The 17579-nt window shown below is 64.7% G+C and carries 16 protein-coding genes and 2 pseudogenes; 10 read left to right on the forward strand and 8 right to left on the reverse strand.

Annotated elements, in window-relative coordinates:
- The first annotated feature begins 138 nt into the window (after positions 1–138).
- The 8 genes and pseudogenes from atzF to urtE all read left to right on the forward strand — a co-directional run bounded on the left by atzF (position 139) and on the right by urtE (position 11848).
- Positions 139–1968, forward strand: a complete 1830-nt coding sequence (gene atzF, locus SERRSCBI_RS06700; protein WP_042783940.1) for an allophanate hydrolase — start codon at positions 139–141, stop codon at positions 1966–1968.
- Between the two features lie 2 nt (positions 1969–1970).
- The gene (gene uca / locus SERRSCBI_RS06705) at positions 1971–5591 is read left to right on the forward strand and encodes an urea carboxylase (RefSeq protein WP_042785661.1); all 3621 of its coding nucleotides are present in this window, start codon (positions 1971–1973) and stop codon (positions 5589–5591) included.
- A 14-nt stretch (positions 5592–5605) separates the two neighbouring features.
- Positions 5606–6316, forward strand: coding sequence for a GntR family transcriptional regulator (locus tag SERRSCBI_RS06710; RefSeq protein WP_042785662.1), 711 nt, complete (start codon positions 5606–5608; stop codon positions 6314–6316).
- A 35-nt stretch (positions 6317–6351) separates the two neighbouring features.
- Positions 6352–7620 (forward strand): urea ABC transporter substrate-binding protein, encoded by a 1269-nt coding sequence (urtA, locus tag SERRSCBI_RS06715; RefSeq protein ID WP_025302020.1) that lies wholly within the window; start codon positions 6352–6354, stop codon positions 7618–7620.
- 56 nt (positions 7621–7676) lie between these two features.
- Positions 7677–9258 (forward strand): annotated as a pseudogene (gene urtB / locus SERRSCBI_RS06720) (urea ABC transporter permease subunit UrtB).
- Positions 9258–10334: an urea ABC transporter permease subunit UrtC gene (gene urtC, locus SERRSCBI_RS06725; RefSeq protein WP_033642333.1), complete on the forward strand. Its 1077-nt coding sequence runs from the start codon at positions 9258–9260 to the stop codon at positions 10332–10334. The pseudogene urtB and the gene urtC overlap by 1 nt, the downstream one beginning before the upstream one ends.
- Complete coding sequence (gene urtD, locus SERRSCBI_RS06730) at positions 10331–11137, forward strand: urea ABC transporter ATP-binding protein UrtD (protein ID WP_015377102.1); 807 nt, start codon at positions 10331–10333, stop codon at positions 11135–11137. Before urtC ends, urtD begins: the two co-directional genes overlap by 4 nt.
- Before the next feature lie 12 nt (positions 11138–11149).
- Positions 11150–11848, forward strand: a complete 699-nt coding sequence (gene urtE / locus SERRSCBI_RS06735) for an urea ABC transporter ATP-binding subunit UrtE (RefSeq protein WP_042783941.1) — start codon at positions 11150–11152, stop codon at positions 11846–11848.
- Positions 11849–11855: 7 nt separating this feature from the next.
- Here urtE and SERRSCBI_RS06740 read toward each other — a convergent pair whose 3' ends face one another.
- Together SERRSCBI_RS06740 and SERRSCBI_RS06745 are read right to left on the reverse strand one after the other, a co-directional pair.
- Positions 11856–12155, reverse strand: a complete 300-nt coding sequence (locus tag SERRSCBI_RS06740) for a type II toxin-antitoxin system RelE/ParE family toxin (protein ID WP_042783942.1) — start codon at positions 12153–12155, stop codon at positions 11856–11858.
- Positions 12140–12403 carry a type II toxin-antitoxin system ParD family antitoxin gene (locus tag SERRSCBI_RS06745; protein ID WP_004939442.1) on the reverse strand — a complete coding sequence of 88 codons (264 nt, stop codon included), beginning with the start codon at positions 12401–12403 and terminating at the stop codon, positions 12140–12142. Before SERRSCBI_RS06745 ends, SERRSCBI_RS06740 begins: the two co-directional genes overlap by 16 nt.
- Before the next feature lie 134 nt (positions 12404–12537).
- Between SERRSCBI_RS06745 and SERRSCBI_RS06750 the strand changes: the two genes are divergently transcribed.
- Positions 12538–13050 (forward strand): DUF2165 family protein, encoded by a 513-nt coding sequence (locus SERRSCBI_RS06750; protein WP_042783943.1) that lies wholly within the window; start codon positions 12538–12540, stop codon positions 13048–13050.
- Between the two features lie 22 nt (positions 13051–13072).
- Here SERRSCBI_RS06750 and SERRSCBI_RS06755 read toward each other — a convergent pair whose 3' ends face one another.
- The 5 genes and pseudogenes from SERRSCBI_RS06755 to SERRSCBI_RS06770 form a co-directional block, all read right to left on the reverse strand.
- Positions 13073–13585 carry a GNAT family N-acetyltransferase gene (locus tag SERRSCBI_RS06755; protein WP_033642337.1) on the reverse strand — a complete coding sequence of 171 codons (513 nt, stop codon included), beginning with the start codon at positions 13583–13585 and terminating at the stop codon, positions 13073–13075.
- 36 nt (positions 13586–13621) lie between these two features.
- Positions 13622–13744, reverse strand: a complete 123-nt coding sequence (locus tag SERRSCBI_RS25335) for a type II toxin-antitoxin system RelE/ParE family toxin (protein WP_369795930.1) — start codon at positions 13742–13744, stop codon at positions 13622–13624.
- Positions 13745–13815: 71 nt separating this feature from the next.
- Positions 13816–13956 (reverse strand): annotated as a pseudogene (locus tag SERRSCBI_RS25340) (type II toxin-antitoxin system RelE/ParE family toxin); the annotation flags it as partial.
- Positions 13916–14176 carry a type II toxin-antitoxin system Phd/YefM family antitoxin gene (locus SERRSCBI_RS06765; RefSeq protein WP_042783944.1) on the reverse strand — a complete coding sequence of 87 codons (261 nt, stop codon included), beginning with the start codon at positions 14174–14176 and terminating at the stop codon, positions 13916–13918. The gene SERRSCBI_RS06765 and the pseudogene SERRSCBI_RS25340, both read right to left, overlap by 41 nt.
- A 68-nt stretch (positions 14177–14244) precedes the next feature.
- Positions 14245–15480, reverse strand: a complete 1236-nt coding sequence (locus SERRSCBI_RS06770; RefSeq protein WP_042783945.1) for an FAD-dependent oxidoreductase — start codon at positions 15478–15480, stop codon at positions 14245–14247.
- Between the two features lie 281 nt (positions 15481–15761).
- Here SERRSCBI_RS06770 and SERRSCBI_RS06775 point away from each other — a divergent pair, with 281 nt between their 5' ends.
- Complete coding sequence (locus SERRSCBI_RS06775; RefSeq protein ID WP_033642340.1) at positions 15762–16631, forward strand: LysR substrate-binding domain-containing protein; 870 nt, start codon at positions 15762–15764, stop codon at positions 16629–16631.
- On the opposite strand, the gene sseA is transcribed toward SERRSCBI_RS06775, so the two are convergent.
- A complete protein-coding gene (gene sseA / locus SERRSCBI_RS06780) occupies positions 16628–17473 on the reverse strand; it encodes a 3-mercaptopyruvate sulfurtransferase (protein WP_033652690.1) in 846 nt (281 codons plus the stop codon). The genes SERRSCBI_RS06775 and sseA overlap by 4 nt on opposite strands.
- Positions 17474–17579 lie beyond the last annotated feature (106 nt).

Below are 17579 nucleotides of genomic sequence, written 5' to 3' on the forward strand. Positions count from 1 at the left end.
GCTGCGCGCCGCTGGTGCAGCCCGTTTGCCGCCGCCGTCATAAGTTTTAATTATAATTTATTGAAATCATGAGATTAAAAATTGGCACGCCGGTTGCTCTGTTGAATCCCATCTTGTGTACCAGATGGAATTCAGTCGATGAGCGAACCTGTTGTAGCGTGCGGTTTTACCCTCAGTGAATGGCAACACCATTACCAAACCCGCCCGGCGGGCGAGCGCCTTGCCTGCGTCAGTGCGACGATCGAAACGCTGGTCGCCGGGCTGAACCCAGACGATAACGCCTGGCTGTATCTCGCTACGCCGGCGCAGCGCGAGCAGCAGTATCGGCAGCTGGCACAGAGGCTCGAGGCGGTCGCCGGCGATCTCAGCTGCCTGCCGCTGTTCGGCGTGCCCTTCGCCATCAAAGACAATATCGACGTTGGCGGCTGGCCGACCAGCGCCGCCTGCCCGGCGTTCACCTATCAGGCCGCGGCGGACGCCACCGTGGTCGCCCACCTGCGCGCCGCCGGGGCGATCGCCCTTGGTAAAACCAACCTCGACCAGTTCGCTACCGGGTTGGTAGGCACTCGCTCACCGTATGGCGCAGTGGTCAACAGCTTCGACAGCCGCTACGTCAGCGGCGGTTCCAGCTCCGGCTCCGCCTCGGTGGTGGCGCGCGGCCTGGTGCCGTTCGCGCTCGGCACCGACACCGCCGGTTCGGGGCGTGTGCCCGCCGGGTTCAACAACATCGTCGGGCTGAAACCGACCAAGGGGCGGTTGTCCAACCGCGGCGTGGTGCCGGCCTGCCGGTTGAACGATACGGTGTCGGTCTTCGCGCTGACGGTGGCCGACGCCGCGCTGGTGGCGGAACTGGCGAGCGGCTTTGACGCGGCAGACCCGTATTCCCGCCCCGATCCGCATACCGCGCCGGCGGATATCCCCGCCGCGCCGCGTTTCGCCGTTCCCGCCCAGCTGGAGTTTTTCGGCGACGTTCAGGCCGAGCGGGCGTTTCACCGAGCGCTGGCGCAGCTGCAGGCGGGCGGCGCCACGCTGGAACCCCTCGATTTCGCGCCGTTTCGCACTCTGGCGGAACAGCTGTATTACGGCCCCTGGGTGGCGGAGCGCACGGTGGCCATTGAGCAGGTGCTGGAAGCGAGCCCGCAGGCTATCGATCCGGTGGTGCGCGGCATCGTCGGCAACGGCCTCGGCTACAGCGCCTGCGACGCCTACAAGGCGGAATACCTGCGCGCCGAGCTGGCGCGGCAAATCGCCCAGCGGCTGGCGCCGTTCGACGCGCTGGTGGTGCCGACCGCGCCCACTATCCGCACCCTGACGGAGATGGCGCAGGAGCCGGTGCTGTTCAATTCGCAATTCGGCACTTACACCAATTTCACCAACCTGGCCGATCTGAGCGCGCTGGCGCTGCCGGGGCCGCTGCGCGAAGACGGCCTGCCGGCGGGCATCACCCTGATTGCGCCCGCCTGGCATGACCGGGCGCTGGCGGCGTTTGGCCTGCGCTGGCAACGGCAAAGCGCCTTGCCGCTCGGCGCTATCGGCCGGGCATTGCCGCCGCAGCCTGTGCCTGCGCCGTCCACAGGGCACGTGCGTCTGGCGGTAGTGGGCGCTCACCTTAGCGGCATGCCGCTCAACGTCCAGCTGACACAGCGCGACGCGGTGCAGGTGGAGCAAACCGCTACCGCCCCCTGCTATCGCCTGTATGCGCTGGCCGATACCGAGCCGCCGAAGCCGGGGCTGGCGCGCGCGGCGCAGGGGGCGGCGATCCGCGTTGAGCTGTGGGACATCCCGCTGGCCCGTTTCGGCGAATTTGTGGCGGAAATCCCGGCGCCATTGGGTATCGGCACGCTGCTGCTGGCGGACGGCCGGCGGGTGAAGGGGTTTATCTGCGAAGCCTGGGCGCTGGAAGACGCGACGGATATCACTGAGTTTGGCGGCTGGCGCGACTATTTCGCCAGCGTTAAGGGGGCATGAACATGTTTACTACCGTACTGATCGCTAACCGCGGCGAAATCGCCTGCCGCGCCATTCGCACCCTGAAACGCCTGGGCGTAACCAGCGTGGCGGTCTATTCCGACGCCGACCGCAATGCGCCGCACGTCGCCGAGGCCGACAGGGCGGTGGCGCTCGGCGGCGACAAGGCCGCCGACAGCTACCTGCGCATCGACAAGATCCTCGCGGCGGCAGCGGCCACCGGCGCGCAGGCGATCTACCCCGGCTACGGCTTTTTGTCCGAGAGCGCCGAGTTTGCCGACGCCTGCGAAGCGGCGGGCATCGCCTTTATCGGCCCGACGGCGGCGCAGATGCGCGAGTTCGGCCTCAAGCACCGGGCGCGCGAGCTGGCGGCGTTGGCCGGGGTGCCGATGACGCCGGGCACCGGCTTGCTGGAGAGCGTTGAGCAGGCGGTCGCCGCCGCCGCGCGCATCGGCTACCCGGTGATGCTGAAAAGCACCGCCGGCGGCGGCGGCATAGGCCTGACGCGCTGTGACGACGAGGCGGCGCTGCGCGACGCGTACGACAGCGTCAAACGGCTGGGAGAGCAGTTCTTCCGCGACGCCGGCGCCTTTATCGAACGCTTCGTCGATCGGGCGCGCCACGTCGAGGTGCAGATTTTCGGCGACGGCCAGGGGCGGGTGGCGGCGCTCGGCGAGCGCGACTGTTCGCTGCAGCGGCGCAACCAAAAGGTGGTGGAGGAAACCCCGGCGCCGCATCTGCCGGCGGCGACCCGCCAGGCGCTGCACCGGGCGGCGGTGGCGCTGGGCGAGTCGGTGAATTACCGCAGCGCCGGCACCGTAGAGTTTATCTATGACGCCGCGCGCGACGAGTTTTATTTCCTGGAGGTGAACACCCGCTTACAGGTCGAGCACCCGGTCACCGAAATGGTCACCGGCCTGGATCTGATCGCATGCATGCTGCAGGTGGCGGCGGGCGACGCGCTGGATTGGGCGGCGTTGCAACGCGCGCCGCAGGGCGCGGCGATTGAGGTGCGCCTCTACGCCGAAGATCCGCTGAAAAACTTCCAGCCCAGCCCCGGCGTGCTGACCGAGGTGCATTTCCCTGACGACGTGCGCCTCGACGGTTGGGTGGCGACCGGCAGCGAAGTGTCGGCGTTTTACGACCCGATGATCGCCAAGCTGATCGTGCACGGCGCCGATCGGGCACAGGCGCTGGAAAAATTGCGCGTGGCGCTGGCGGCGACCCGTTTGCACGGCATCGCCACCAACCTCGACTATCTGCGGCAGGTGATCGCCACGCCGCAATTTCAGCGCGGCGACGTCTGGACGCGCCTGCTGGACGATGTGCGTTTCCAGCCGCACTGCCTCGAAGTGCTGCAACCCGGCACCTACAGCAGCGTGCAGGATTATCCCGGCCGCCTCGGCTATTGGGACATCGGCGTGCCGCCGTCCGGCCCGATGGACGACTTCGCGTTTCGGCTGGCCAACCGCATCGTCGGCAACCACCCGGCGGCCGCCGGGTTGGAGTTTACCCTGCAGGGGCCGACGCTGCGCTTTCACTGCGACGCCACCATCGCGCTGACGGGCGCGAGCTGCCCGGCCGATCTGGATGGCGAGGCGGTCGCCTACTGGCGGCCGATCGCGGTGCGGGCCGGGCAGGTATTGACGCTGGGGCGCGCCACGCAAGGCTGCCGCACCTATCTGGCGGTACGCAACGGCTTTGACGTGCCGGTGTATCTCGGCAGCCGCTCCACCTTCGCGCTGGGCCAGTTCGGCGGCCACGCCGGGCGCACCTTGCGCGTGGCGGACATGTTGGCGATCGCCCAACCGGCGCTGGCGGCCAGCACTACGCCGGCGCCGATCGCCGCGCCGCAGGCGATGGACGACAGCTTGATCCCGCACTACGGCGACCAGTGGCACATCGGTGTGCTGTACGGGCCGCACGGCGCGCCGGACTTTTTCACCGCTGAATCGATAGAGGCCTTTTTCGCCACCGACTGGCAGGTGCATTACAACTCCAACCGCCTCGGGGTGCGCCTGTCGGGGCCAAAGCCCGAGTGGGCGCGGGAGGACGGCGGCGAGGCCGGTTTGCATCCTTCCAACGTGCACGACTGCGAGTACGCCATCGGCGCCATCAACTTCACCGGCGACTTCCCGGTGATTCTGACCCGCGACGGGCCCAGCCTCGGCGGCTTCGTTTGCCCGGTGACCATCGCCAAGGCTGAACTGTGGAAAGTGGGGCAGGTGAAGCCGGGCGACCGCATCCGTTTCCATCCGATCGGCTTCCGGCAGGCGCAGTCGCTGGAGCAGGCGCAGCTCGGCAGCATCGAAGCGCTGGCGGCGGTGAAGGCCATCACCCTGCCGCCGCCGGATCTGGCCCCGGCGGAGACCGTTTCCGCCGCGGTGCTGGCGGCGCTGCCGGCGGCGGAAGGGCGCCCGGCGGTGGCGTATCGCCAGGCGGGGGACGGCTACATCTTGATGGAGTACGGCGACAATGTGCTCGATCTGGCGCTGCGGCTGCGCATTCATCTGCTGATGCAGTCGCTGCGTGAGGAGGCGATACCGGGCGTGGCGGAGCTGGCGCCGGGCGTGCGTTCGCTGCAGATCCGTTACGACAGCCGGCAGATTAGCCAGGCCGACCTGCTGCAGCGCCTGCTGGCGCGCGAACGGGCGCTGGGGGACGTCAGCCGCCTGAAGGTGCCGACGCGCACCGTGTGGCTGCCGATGGCGTTTGAGGATTCGGCCACGCTGGGGGCGGTGGATCGCTATCAACAGACGGTGCGCGCCTCGGCGCCCTGGCTGCCGAACAACGTCGATTTCATTCAGCGCATCAATGGCCTGAGCCGACGCGAGCAGGTGCGCGACATTCTGTTCGACGCCAGCTACCTGATCCTCGGGCTGGGCGACGTCTACCTCGGCGCGCCCTGCGCGGTGCCGCTCGATCCGCGCCATCGCCTGCTGAGCTCCAAATACAACCCGGCGCGCACCCACACCGCCGAAGGGACGGTCGGCATCGGCGGCATGTACATGTGCATCTACGGCATGGATTCGCCGGGCGGTTACCAGCTGGTGGGGCGCACGCTGCCGATCTGGAACAAGTTTCTCAAAAACCCGCAGTTCACCGCCGGTGAACCCTGGCTGCTGCGCTTCTTCGATCAGGTGCGCTTCTACCCGGTCAGCGAGCAAGAGCTGGACGAGCAGCGCGAAGCGTTCCGTGAAGGGCGCATGCAGGTGCGCATCGAAGAGAGCGAGTTCGACTTCGCCGCCTACACCCGTTTCCTGGCCGACAACGCCGAGGCGATCGCCGACTTCCAGCATCGCCAGCAGCAGGCGTTCAGCGCCGAAGTGGCGCGCTGGCGCAGCGATGACGACGAGGCCGAGGCGCAGCTGTTGCCGCCGGAGGAAGAGGACGCCATCGACGGCGATTTGGTCAGCGCCGATCTGAACGGCAGCGTGTGGAAGATCCTGGTGGAACCGGGGCAGGCGGTGGCGGCCGGGCAGCCGCTGATCGTGGTCGAGGCGATGAAAATGGAGCTGGCGGTCACCGCGCCGCGCGCCGGGATCGTTAAACGCATCAGCTGCCGGCAGGGGCGGCCGGTCGGGCCGGGCGACGCCCTGCTGTGGCTGGAAAAGGCGGTCTGAACGGAGGAGCGATGATGCAAATCACCAACGGAGAGCACAAGGCGCGCCCGGAAGGGTTGGCGGAGCGCATTTATCTGCAGCTCAAGGCCGACATCTTCGAGTTTCGCCTGCTGCCGGGCGATCGCTTCAGCGAAAGCGACGTGGCGCAGCGCATGGCGGCCAGCCGCACGCCGGTGCGTCAGGCGCTGTTTCGGCTGGAGCGCGAAGGCTATGTCGAGGTGTTGTTTCGCAGCGGTTGGCAGGTGCGGCCGTTCGATTTCGCCTACTTCGAAGAGCTGTACGACCTGCGCATCGTGCTGGAGCAAGAGGCGGTGAAACGGCTGTGCGAACGCCCGGCCGGGGAAACGCCGGACGCGCTGGCGGCGCTGAGCCGTTTTTGGACCGAAGCGCCGCGCCTGGCGGACGGCAAGGCGGTGTCGCAGCACGATGAGCAGTTTCATCAGGCGTTGGTGGCCGCGGCGGGCAACGGCGAAATGGCGCGCATCCACCGCGAGCTGACCGAAAAGATCCGCATCATTCGCCGGCTGGATTTCACCCAGCAGACGCGGGTGGACGCCACCTACCGCGAGCACGCCGCCATTTTGCAGGCGATCCTGCAGCGGCAAAGCGGGGAGGCGCAAACGCTGCTCGGCGAGCACATCGCCGTCAGCAAGGCAGAAGTGCGAAAAATAACGCTGCACATGTTGCATCAGGCGCGGGCTCAGCAGCCTGCGCGCTCGGCGTAACGATTTTGATTTCACACACATCAGGAGTTTGAACTATGCAACGTCGTCGTTTTATCAAAGCTTTTGCGCTGTCCGCCGCCGCTGTCGGCCTGGGCCTGGCCTGGAGCGCGCAGGCCGCCGACACCATCAAGGTCGGTATTCTGAGTTCGCTCTCCGGCACCATGGCGATTTCCGAGACGCCGCTGAAGGATGTGGCGCTGATGACCATCGACGAGATCAACGCCAAAGGCGGGGTGCTCGGCAAAAAGCTGGAGCCGGTGGTGGTGGATCCGGCCTCCAACTGGCCGCTGTTCGCCGAAAAGGCGCGCCAGCTGCTGAGCCAGGACAAGGTGGCGGCGGTGTTTGGCTGCTGGACTTCGGTGTCGCGCAAGTCGGTGCTGCCGGTGTTTGAGGAGCTGAACGGCCTGCTGTTCTATCCGGTGCAATACGAAGGCGAAGAGATGTCACCGAACGTGTTCTACACCGGTGCGGCGCCGAACCAGCAGGCGATCCCGGCGGTGGAATACCTGCTGAGCGAGGACGGCGGCGGCGCCAAGCGCTTCTTCCTGTTGGGCACCGATTACGTCTATCCGCGCACCACCAACAAGATCCTGCGCGCCTTCCTGCACAGCAAAGGCGTGCAGGACAAGGATATCGAAGAGGTCTATACGCCGTTCGGCTACAGCGATTACCAGACCATCGTCGCCAACATCAAGAAGTTCGCCGCCGGCGGCAACACCGCGGTGATCTCCACCATCAACGGCGATTCCAACGTGCCGTTCTACAAAGAACTCGCCAACCAGGGCGTCAAGGCCACCGACGTGCCGGTGATCGCCTTCTCGGTCGGCGAGGAAGAGCTGCGCGGCATCGACACCAAGCCGCTGGTGGGCAACCTGGCGGCCTGGAACTACTTCGAATCGCTGGATAACCCGACCAACAAACAGTTTGTCAGCCAGTGGAAAGCCTACGCCAAGGCGCACAATCTGCCGAATTACGCCACTGCGGTCACCAACGATCCGATGGAGGCCACCTACGTCGGCCTCCATATGTGGGCGCAGGCGGTGGAAAAGGCCGGCACCACCGACGTCGATAAGGTGCGCGCGGCGATGGCCGGGCAAACCTTCGCCGCGCCGTCGGGCTTCACGCTGACCATGGACAAGACCAATCACCACCTGCACAAGCCGGTGATGATCGGCGAGATCGAGGGCAACGGCCAGTTCAACGTGGTGTGGCAGACCGAGGCGCCGGTGCGCGCGCAGCCGTGGAGTCCGTATATTGCCGGCAACGACAAAAAACCGGATTACCCGGTGAAAGGCGGCAAGTAACGTCACTCAGCGCCGGCGCGGCTCGACGCGCGCCGGCCCAACAGAAGAGGCAGCTGATGCAATCTCCGTTTTTATCCTCTCTGCGCGCCGGGCTGTGGCTGTTGTGCGCCTGGCCCCTGCTGGCGCAGGCCGGGCCGGCCGATGAGTTCGCGGCGGCCACTCGCGCGCAGCAGGCTAAAACTGCTGCAGGCGTGGGCGGCCGAGCCGGACGCCGCGCGCCTGCCGTTGCTGCAGGGGCTGCAGCAGGAAACCGTGGCGATCGACGGGGCGAAACGCGCCTTTATCCGCCAGGGCGACCGCTATCTGCCGCTTGAAGGTGAGGCGGCCCCGGTTGGCGAGCCGAAGAAGGTGTGGCTGAACAACCGGCTGCGCATTCTGATCGCCAACGCGTTGTCGGCGCAGCGGTTGGTCAGCGCGGACGCGGCGGTGCGGCTGCAGGCGGCGACCGCGCTGCAGCGCGAGGCGCAGGGCGAGCAGTTGCCGCTGTTGACCCGGCGGCTGGCGCAGGAGAAAGACCCGCAGGTACGCGACGCGCTGAGCATTGCGCTGGCGAACCTGCAATTGGCCGACGCCAGCCCGCAGGTGCGCTTCAATGCGGTGCGGCTGCTGGGGGAATCGGGCGAGCCGGAAACCCGCGCGCGGCTGCAAGCCTTGACCGATGCGGCCAATGAGCCGGACGCCGCGGTGCGCGCCGAGGCGCAGCGCAGCTTGCAGCGCGTGCAGCACCGCCTGATGATCGGCGATCTGCTCGGCCAGGCGTTCAGCGGCCTGTCGCTCGGTTCGATCCTGCTGTTGGCGGCGCTCGGCCTGGCGATCACCTACGGTCTGCTCGGCGTCATCAATATGGCGCACGGTGAAATGCTGATGCTCGGCGCCTATTCCGCCTATCTGGTGCAGGGGCTGTTTCAGCAATTTGCGCCGCAGTGGCTGGCGCTCTACCCGCTGGCGGCGCTGCCGGTGGCGTTCGCCATCACCGCCGGGATCGGCATGGCGCTTGAGCGCACGGTGATCCGCCACCTGTACGGCCGGCCGCTGGAAACCCTGCTGGCCACCTGGGGCATCAGCCTGGTGCTGATCCAACTGGTGCGGGTGCTGTTCGGCGCGCAGAACGTCGAGGTCGCCAACCCGGCGTGGCTGTCGGGCGGCGTGCAGCTGTTGCCGAACCTGGTGTTGCCGTGGAACCGCATCGCGGTGATCGCGTTCGTGCTGCTGGTGCTGGCGTTGACCTGGCTGCTGCTGAACAAAACCCGGCTCGGCATGAACGTGCGCGCGGTGACGCAAAACCGCGCGATGGCGGCCTGCTGCGGCGTGCCCACCGGGCGGGTGGACATGCTGGCCTTCGGGTTGGGATCCGGCATCGCCGGGCTCGGCGGGGTGGCGCTGTCGCAGTTGGGCAACGTCGGGCCGGAGCTGGGGCAAGGTTACATCATCGATTCGTTCCTGGTGGTGGTGCTCGGCGGCGTCGGCCAGCTGGCGGGGACGGTGGCGGCGGCCTTCGGCCTCGGCATCGTCAACAAGATCCTCGAGCCGCAGATCGGCGCCGTGTTGGGCAAGATCCTGATCCTGGTGCTGATCGTTCTGTTTATTCAAAAGCGTCCGCAGGGGCTGTTCGCCCTTAAGGGCAGGGTGATTGACTGATGAGCCAACCATTGACCGTAACCGGCGTGCAGAAAGCGCCCCGGCTGGCGTTGAGCATCGGCGGGCTGGCGTTGCTGGCGCTGCTGGTCATGCCGTTCATGACGTTGTTGCCGGCGGGTCATCCGCTGGCGGTGTCCACCTATACCCTGACGCTGGCGGGCAAGATCCTGTGCTACGCGGTGGTGGCGGTGGCGCTCGATCTGGTGTGGGGCTATGCCGGGCTGCTGTCGCTCGGCCACGGGCTGTTCTTCGCGCTCGGCGGCTACGCCATGGGCATGTACCTGATGCGGCAGGCGGCGGGTGACGGGCTGCCGGCGTTTATGGCGTTCCTCTCCTGGAACGAGCTGCCGTGGTTCTGGAGCGGCACCCAGCATTTCGCCTGGGCGCTGTGCCTGATCGTGCTGGTGCCGGGCCTGTTGGCTTTCCTGTTCGGCTACTTCGCCTTTCGCTCGAAAATCAAAGGGGTGTACTTCTCGATCATGACCCAGGCGCTGACCTATGCCGGCATGCTGCTGTTCTTTCGCAACGAGACCGGTTTCGGCGGCAATAACGGCTTTACCGGTTTCACCACGCTGCTCGGCTTTCCCATCACCGCCGCCGGCACGCGGGTGGCGCTGTTCCTGGCGACGGTGCTGCTGCTGGCCGCCAGCCTGGCCATCGGCTTTGCGCTGGCGCGCAGCAAATTCGGCCGGGTGCTGACCGCGGTGCGCGATGCGGAAAACCGGCTGACCTTCTGCGGCTACGATCCGAAGGGTTTCAAGCTGTTCGTCTGGACGCTGTCGGCGGTGCTGTGCGGGCTGGCCGGCGCGCTCTATGTGCCGCAGGTCGGCATCATCAACCCCGGCGAAATGTCGCCGACCAACTCGATCGAGGCCGCCATCTGGGTGGCGCTCGGCGGGCGCGGCACGCTGGTGGGGCCGCTGCTCGGCGCCGGCATCGTCAACGGCGCCAAGAGCTGGTTCACCATGGCCATTCCCGAATACTGGCAGTTCTTCCTCGGCCTGATGTTTATCGTCGTCACGCTGTTTCTGCCCAAAGGGGTGATTGGCCTGCTGCGTCGGAGGAAATCCTCATGAAGGCGATGCAAGTGACCGACGAACTGTTTACCCATCCGCTGCCGGCGGACAAATACCGGCAGCAAACCGATCCGGTGCTACAGCTCGACAACGTCAACGTCAGCTTCGACGGTTTTCGCGCGCTGACCGATCTGTCGCTGCGCATTGGCGTCGGCGAACTGCGCTGCGTGATCGGCCCCAACGGCGCCGGCAAGACCACGCTGATGGATGTGATCACCGGCAAAACCCGGCCGGACAGCGGCAGGGTGTTTTACGACCAGACCGTCGATCTGACCCGGCTGGCGCCGATGCAGATCGCCCATGCGGGCATCGGCCGCAAGTTTCAAAAACCGACGGTGTTCGAGGCGCTGACGGTGTTCGAAAATCTGGAGATCGCGCAGAAAACCCGCAAGTCGGTGTGGGCCTGCCTGCGCGCCCGCCTGAGCAGCGAACAGCGCGACCGCATCGACGAGATGCTGAAGACTCTGCGGCTGGGGCATGAACGCCACCGGCCCGCCGGGCTGTTGTCCCACGGGCAGAAACAGTTTCTCGAGATCGGCATGCTGCTGGTGCAGGAACCGCATCTGCTGCTGCTCGACGAGCCGGCGGCCGGCATGACCGACGCTGAAACCGACTACACCGCCGAACTGTTCCGCGAGCTGGCGGGCAAGCATTCGCTGATGGTGGTGGAGCACGACATGGGGTTTGTGGAAACCATTGCCGATCGCGTGACGGTGCTGCATCAGGGACAGGTGCTGGCGGAAGGATCGCTGGCGCAGGTGCAGGCCGATGAACGGGTGATTGAGGTATATCTGGGGCGCTGAGGAGGCGTAATCATGCTGCAGGTAGAGGAATTGAATCAGTATTACGGCGGCAGCCACATTCTGCGCGGCCTGTCGTTCGAGGCGCGCATCGGCGAGGTGACCTGCCTGCTGGGGCGCAATGGCGTGGGCAAGACCACGCTGCTGAAATGCCTGATGGGGCTGATCCCGGCGCGCAGCGGCAGCGTCCGTTGGCGGGGCGAAACCATCACCGGTAAAAAACCGCATCAGCGGGTGCAGGCGGGCATCGCCTATGTGCCACAGGGGCGGGAGATTTTTCCGCGCCTGACGGTGGAGGAAAATCTGCTGATGGGGCTGGCGCGTTTTTCCGGCGCCGACGCGCGCGCGGTGCCGGATCCGATCTATGAACTGTTTCCGGTGCTGCGGCAAATGAAGGATCGGCGCGGCGGCGATCTTTCCGGCGGGCAGCAACAGCAGCTGGCGATCGGCCGGGCGCTGGCCTGCCGGCCGCAGCTGTTGATCCTCGACGAACCGACGGAAGGGATCCAGCCTTCGGTGATCAAGGAGATCGGCGCGGTGATCAAACAGCTGGCGTCGCGGGGCGATATGGCGATCCTGCTGGTGGAGCAGTTCTATGACTTCGCCGCCGACCTGGCGGACAGCTATCTGGTGATGTCGCGCGGCAGCATCGTGCAGCGCGGCGCAGGCAGCGCTATGGAACAGGACGATGTCCGCGCGCTGGTGGCGATTTAACGTTGGGTCAGCTGAAAAAGGATTGGCTGAGCGGATCGCGGGAATGATGCAGCACTCTGATGATATTCACCTCCCGCCTGTGCTGTCGAAAATAAATCAGGTGGTTGGCGACGGGCAATACCCATAGGCCGGGGCCGATTGCATCGATGTTTTTGCCGAGTTGGTGGTGGCTAAGGTTATCGAAAGCCTGATGCAGGCGGCGCAGATAATCTTCGGCCACCTGCAAGCCAAAGTGCGCCAACCCGTAAAAATAGATCTCTTCCATATCGTCCAACGCTTTTGGACGAACGGTTACTCTCCTGCGCATCCTTTTGCTTTGCTCCGTATTCTTTCCATGAACACATCACGATCCCATTCGACGGCTTCGCCGCTGTTCTCTCCTTCGGCGATCAAGCGCCTAAGCTCTTCCAGTTTTGAGGCGGCGGTACGTTCGCGCAAAGTGCGCACGGATTCGCGGATGACTTCGCTGGGCGTTCGGTAATCGCCGCTGGCCACCAGGTCTTCGACGAAGCTACGCAGTTCGTCACCCAGATCTACCGTTAGTGTTCTGCCCATTGTTCCTCCTCACTTTCGGCTATGCTGCGTCATTGTAAGATTAGTTCTTACATTGTGCACGTCAAACTATCAGGATCTCAATAGCGATCCCGTCATGAGGATGGGAGCCACCCGTTTATTCATTAAGGATAACCATGAACGAAATCACTGTGTCACGCCTCGGTTGCATCGTCCTGTCCCTGTTTCCGGCCCTGTGGGGGCTGTTTAGCCTGTTGAACAATACGGCGGATTTCGCCGGCACCGCGCGCAATGCGGTGGGGCCGCTGCTCGCCATGCAGGATACTTATCAAACGCCGGGGCTGATGTGGCGCGCGATCAGCGCCGACTGGGCCTGCATGTTGGGGTTGGCGGTCATCACCGCGCTGGAAACGCTGGCCGGCCTATTCGCGACGGCGGGCGTGGCGTTGATGATCGGGCGATTGAAAGGCCCTTACGCCGCTTTCGCCAAGGGCAAAGTCTGGGCGATGCTGGGGGCGCTTTGCGCGATAACGGTGTGGGGCGTCGGCTTTATGGTGGTCGCCGGCGACTGGTTTATGGCCTGGCAGGCCAAGAAGGATCCGCTGGCGGTGCAGCTGGGGGCGCTGATCTACCTGGCGCCCAATGCGTTTGCCTTGCTGTTCCTGATGCTGCAGCGGGAGCCGCGCTAAACGACGGCGGAGTGGGGCGCGGTTACAGCGCCTTGCTCATATACCAAATGCCTATCGAGCCCTGGGCGCTGGTGTAGCAGGTCTCGCCACAAATGCTCAATCCTTGACGCTGATAAAAACGTTGGGCGCGGGTGTTGCGTTGCAGCACTTCCAGCCACAGCGTTTTTTGCCGACGGTCGATAGCCCGCTGCTGCACCTGTTCGTACAGGCGCTGGCCATAGCCGTTGCCGGCATGGCCCGGCAGAAAATAGATTTTCTGCAGCTCTGCGCCGATGTGCTCGGTTGGTGCCAGCAGGCTGTCGAAGTTCACCCGCGCATAGCCGACGAGGGCGTCATCCTCATGGGCCAACAGCCAGCACACGTCGGGATCGCGCAGCGTCCGTTCCAGCGCAGAGACGGAAAAATCCTCCGCCAGAAAGGCCTCCAGCTCGTGCGGGTAGCGCCACAGCTCACCGAAGTGGGCGCGGTAGGTGCGGATGCCGATATCGCGCACTTGCGTTAAATCTTCCAGCAATGCCTGACGGACGGTGAACATCAGTGCCCCTTTGAGTAAGAAAAATTACAGCCGTTGTTACAGATGCCGGTGAGGCACCATCGCCTGATGCAGAATGGCGAGAACGGTGATGCCGGCAGGGCGGTTGCGGTAGTAGATCCTATGGCTGGCGTAAGGAAAACTGCGTATCTCTTCGCCCAGATCGTGGAAGTGAGCTTTACCGCTTCCGGCATATCTGCCAAATGATGCATGACCTCTCTCAACTGCTCAAGATAGCGGCGAGATTGCGCTTGGCCCCAGTGCTCGATGGTGAAATGACGAATAGCCAGCAGATCTTGTTGGGCCTGCGGGGTGAGGCGAAACGCGGGCATCTCAGTCTGTTTCATCGGTGAGTAGACGGTTGAAGAAGGCATCGCCGTCTACCGCCTTACCGGCGTCTTCCTCGGCGGTAGCCTGCGCGATTTTTTGCTGCAGTGCGCTTAATTTGAGATCTTCCAGTGCCTGGTAATCTTCTACAGACATGACGACGGCGACCGGTTTGCCGTTGCGATTGATTTGCACCGGTTCACGCTGCGCCTTGAGCAGCAAATCGCCGAATTGGGTTTTGGCCTCGTTCGCGGTGAGTGTGTACATTTAATCGCTCCAGTTAATTAAATCGTTCGATTTAACCATTATACGGCGCGATGAAAAAATCACCAATGCTATTCCGGCGGGCAGGTTTCGTTGGACAGATGCCGCGGTGTTTCACGGCGAAAACCCAGGCCGATGATGCGGCCGAACAGGCGCGGCAGCCAGCGGCTGTTGCCGACGCGGGCGATCAAGCGCGAGCCGCCCGCCGCGCGGCGTTCGCCCGGCTTGCGCTGGCTCATTTTGATCTGCAAAAACTGGATGGCGCGAGTGGGGAGTTCGCGCCGGCGCTGCACGCTCAGCAGATGCTTCAGCTGCAGCCGATGCTGGCGCAGCGGCGGGATCAGGGCGTTGGCGGCGGCCACCGCGTCCTGAATCGCCAGGTTGACGCCCACGCCGCCGATCGGCGACATGGCGTGCGCGGCGTCGCCGATGCACAGCACCCCCGGTTTGGCCCAGCGATCCAGACGATCGATGCGAATGCTCAGCAGTTTGACCTGATCCCACTCGACGATCTCCTGCAGGCGATCGTCCTGGAACGGCGCCACCTCGGCGAGGTGCAGTAAAAATTTCTCCAGCCCGCTGTGGCGGATCGCATCGAAGCTGCCTTTGTCGATCGAGTAACCGCATTGCCAGTAGTCGCCGCGATCGATCATGATGAAGTTCTGTTTCGGCCCGGTGTGGCCCATCGACCAGGCCGGATCGCCCGGCTGCTTGCTGAGCTTCATCCACAATACGTCGCGCGGCGCGCCGAAGGATCGGCTGCTGAGCGCCGCCTGTTCGCGCACCACCGAGTTGCGGCCGTCGGTGCCGACCACCAACTGGCTGCGCACGCGGATCGGGCCTTCTGGCGTGTCGGCCAGCACACCGCACACCTGGCCGCGGTCGTACAGCAGCTGGTGAACCTGCGTTGAGGTCAGCAGCCTGAAGTTGGGGAAGGCGGCGGCCTGCTGGGCCAAAAAGTTGAGGAACTCCCACTGCGGCATAAAGGCGATAAATTTGCAGCGCGTCGGCAGGCGGGTGAAATCCGCCAGCTTGATGTCGCGTCCGGCGACTTCGGCGTGCAGAGATTCCGCGCGCTGATGCGGCAGCGTCAGCAGTTCGTCGAGCAGGCCCAGTTGATGCATGACTTCCAGCGTCGACGGGTGAATGGTGTCACCGCGAAAATCGCGCAGGAAATCGGCGTGCTTCTCCAGCACCGTCACGTCGATCCCCGCCCGCGCCAGCAGATAGCCGAGCATCAGCCCGGCGGGGCCGCCTCCCACGATGCAGCAGGTGGTGGCGTAAGGTGTGATTGGTGATGACGACATGACGGTTGACCCCGGAGAGCGGCCCGCATCCCGCGAGCCGCAAATGAATATGCAATACTGATAATGATTATCAATATCACATTGAGCTGTCAACCCGCAGCGCAGTGTGGTCAAAGGGAGCGGACAGAGGGGCGGAACCGGCGGGCAGGGTAAAAACGGTATTGCATCGCGAGTATAAGGATTCTCCGGAAAGACATTGACCCGGAGCGCGTGACACGCCATCTTTATCAGTAAAATCGGTATTATTTTGATTGATGGTTCAGAAAATCAGGATGGTCAGCATGGGGCGAATAACGTTCGATCTCGAGGATTTGCGCAGCTTCGTCACCGGCGTCGAGCTGGGCAGCTTCGCCAAGGCGGCTGAACGGCTGGGGCGCTCGACGTCGGCGGTCAGCGCCCACCTGAAAAAACTGGAACAGCAGGTTGGCGCGCCGATCCTGCGCAAGGCCGGGCGCGGCATGGTGATGACCGAGACGGGGGAAACTCTGCTTGGCTACGCGCGCCGCCTGCTGGAGCTTAATGACGAAGCCGCCGCCGCGGTGCGCGGGCTGGATCTGCAGGGCACGGTGCGGCTGGGGTTGCAGGAGGATTTCGGCGAGACGTTTCTGCCGCAGGTGTTGGGCAGCTTCGCGCGCGCCAATCCAAAGGTGAGGATCGAGGCGCGCATCGCGCGTAATGCCGAGCTGATCGACTGGGTGCTGAAAGGCCAGCTGGATCTGTCGCTGGCGTGGGATGGCGGTCTGAGCACGCCGTTTCATCAGGCGCTGGGGCAGCGGCAGTTGCACTGGATCGCGTCGCCCGGCTTCGCGCTGGCGCCCTGGCGAGAAGGGGATGAGCCGCTGCCGTTGGTGATGTTCGACGCGCCCTGTCTGATGCGCAGCGCGGCGACGCAGGCTCTGGATCGCGCCGGCATACCCTGGCGCATCGCCTTTAGCAGCCGCAGCCTGAACGGCGTGTGGGCGGCGGTGAGCGCCGGGTTGGGCGTTACGGTGCGCACGGCGGCGGGCTTGCCGCCCGGCCTGTCGCCGCTGGCCCCCGATCTGCTGCCCGCTCTCGGCCAACTCGGCGTGGTGCTGCACCGCGCCGAGGATCAGCCTTCGGCCGCCGTGCAGCGGCTGGCGCAGATCGTGGTCGAGCGGATCGAAACTTAATCTTGGGCGATAGGCTGCTTGCCGCTCAGCTGGCCCCATTCGCTCCAGGCGCCGTCATACAACTTGACCTGCGGCGCGCCGAGCGACAGCAGGCCAAACGCCAGCACCGCCGCCGTCACGCCGGAGCCGCAGCTGGTGATGATTGGGCCGTTGATGTCCACCCCCTTGTCGCTGAAGGTTTGGCGCAGCGCCTCCAATGATTTGAAGCGGCCGTTTTCCAGCAGCTCGCCGTACGGAATGTTGATGCTGCCGGGAATATGGCCGCGGTGCAGGCCGGGGCGCGGCTCTGGCGCTTCGGCATAAAAGCGCGGCGCGGCGCGCGCGTCGAGAATTTGCACCGGCGTGCCTAACGCTTGCTCCACTTGCCGCATATCCACCACCGCGTCGGCGTTGAACCGGGCGTTGAACGTCTGCGGGGCAGGCTGCGCCGGGCCGGTTTCCAACGCTTGCCCCAGCGCGGTCCAGCCGTTCAGCCCTTCGTCCAGCACATAAACGCGCTCGGCGCCGAAATTGCGGAAAGTCCACCAGCCGCGCGGTGCGGAGAACTGGTTGCCCTCGTCGTAAATCACCAGGGTATCGCGCTCGCTGATGCCCAATTGGCCCGCCGCCGCGGCGAATTCCGCCGCCGTCGGCAACATGTGCGGCAGCGCGGTGTTTTTGTCCGCCACGTCGTCGATATCAAAATAGACCGCGCCGGGGATATGGCCGCGTTCGAACTCGGCAAGCATATCTTTTTTCGGCGTCAGCCCGACCGGCGACATCCGAACGTCGATCACCACCAGATTTTCATCGTTGATATGTTGCGCAAGCCATTGGGGAGTCACCAGAAACGGAGAGTTCATCGTCATTGTTCGCCTGTTGTGAAAACGGATTTTCACTATACACCAGGCCGCGCGGGGATGAAGTATGATGTTCAGTCAAAGGCGATGGGGCCGGGAGCGGAGAAAT

The organism is Serratia sp. SCBI, from assembly GCF_000747565.1.
GTDB lineage: Bacteria > Pseudomonadota > Gammaproteobacteria > Enterobacterales > Enterobacteriaceae > Serratia > Serratia ureilytica.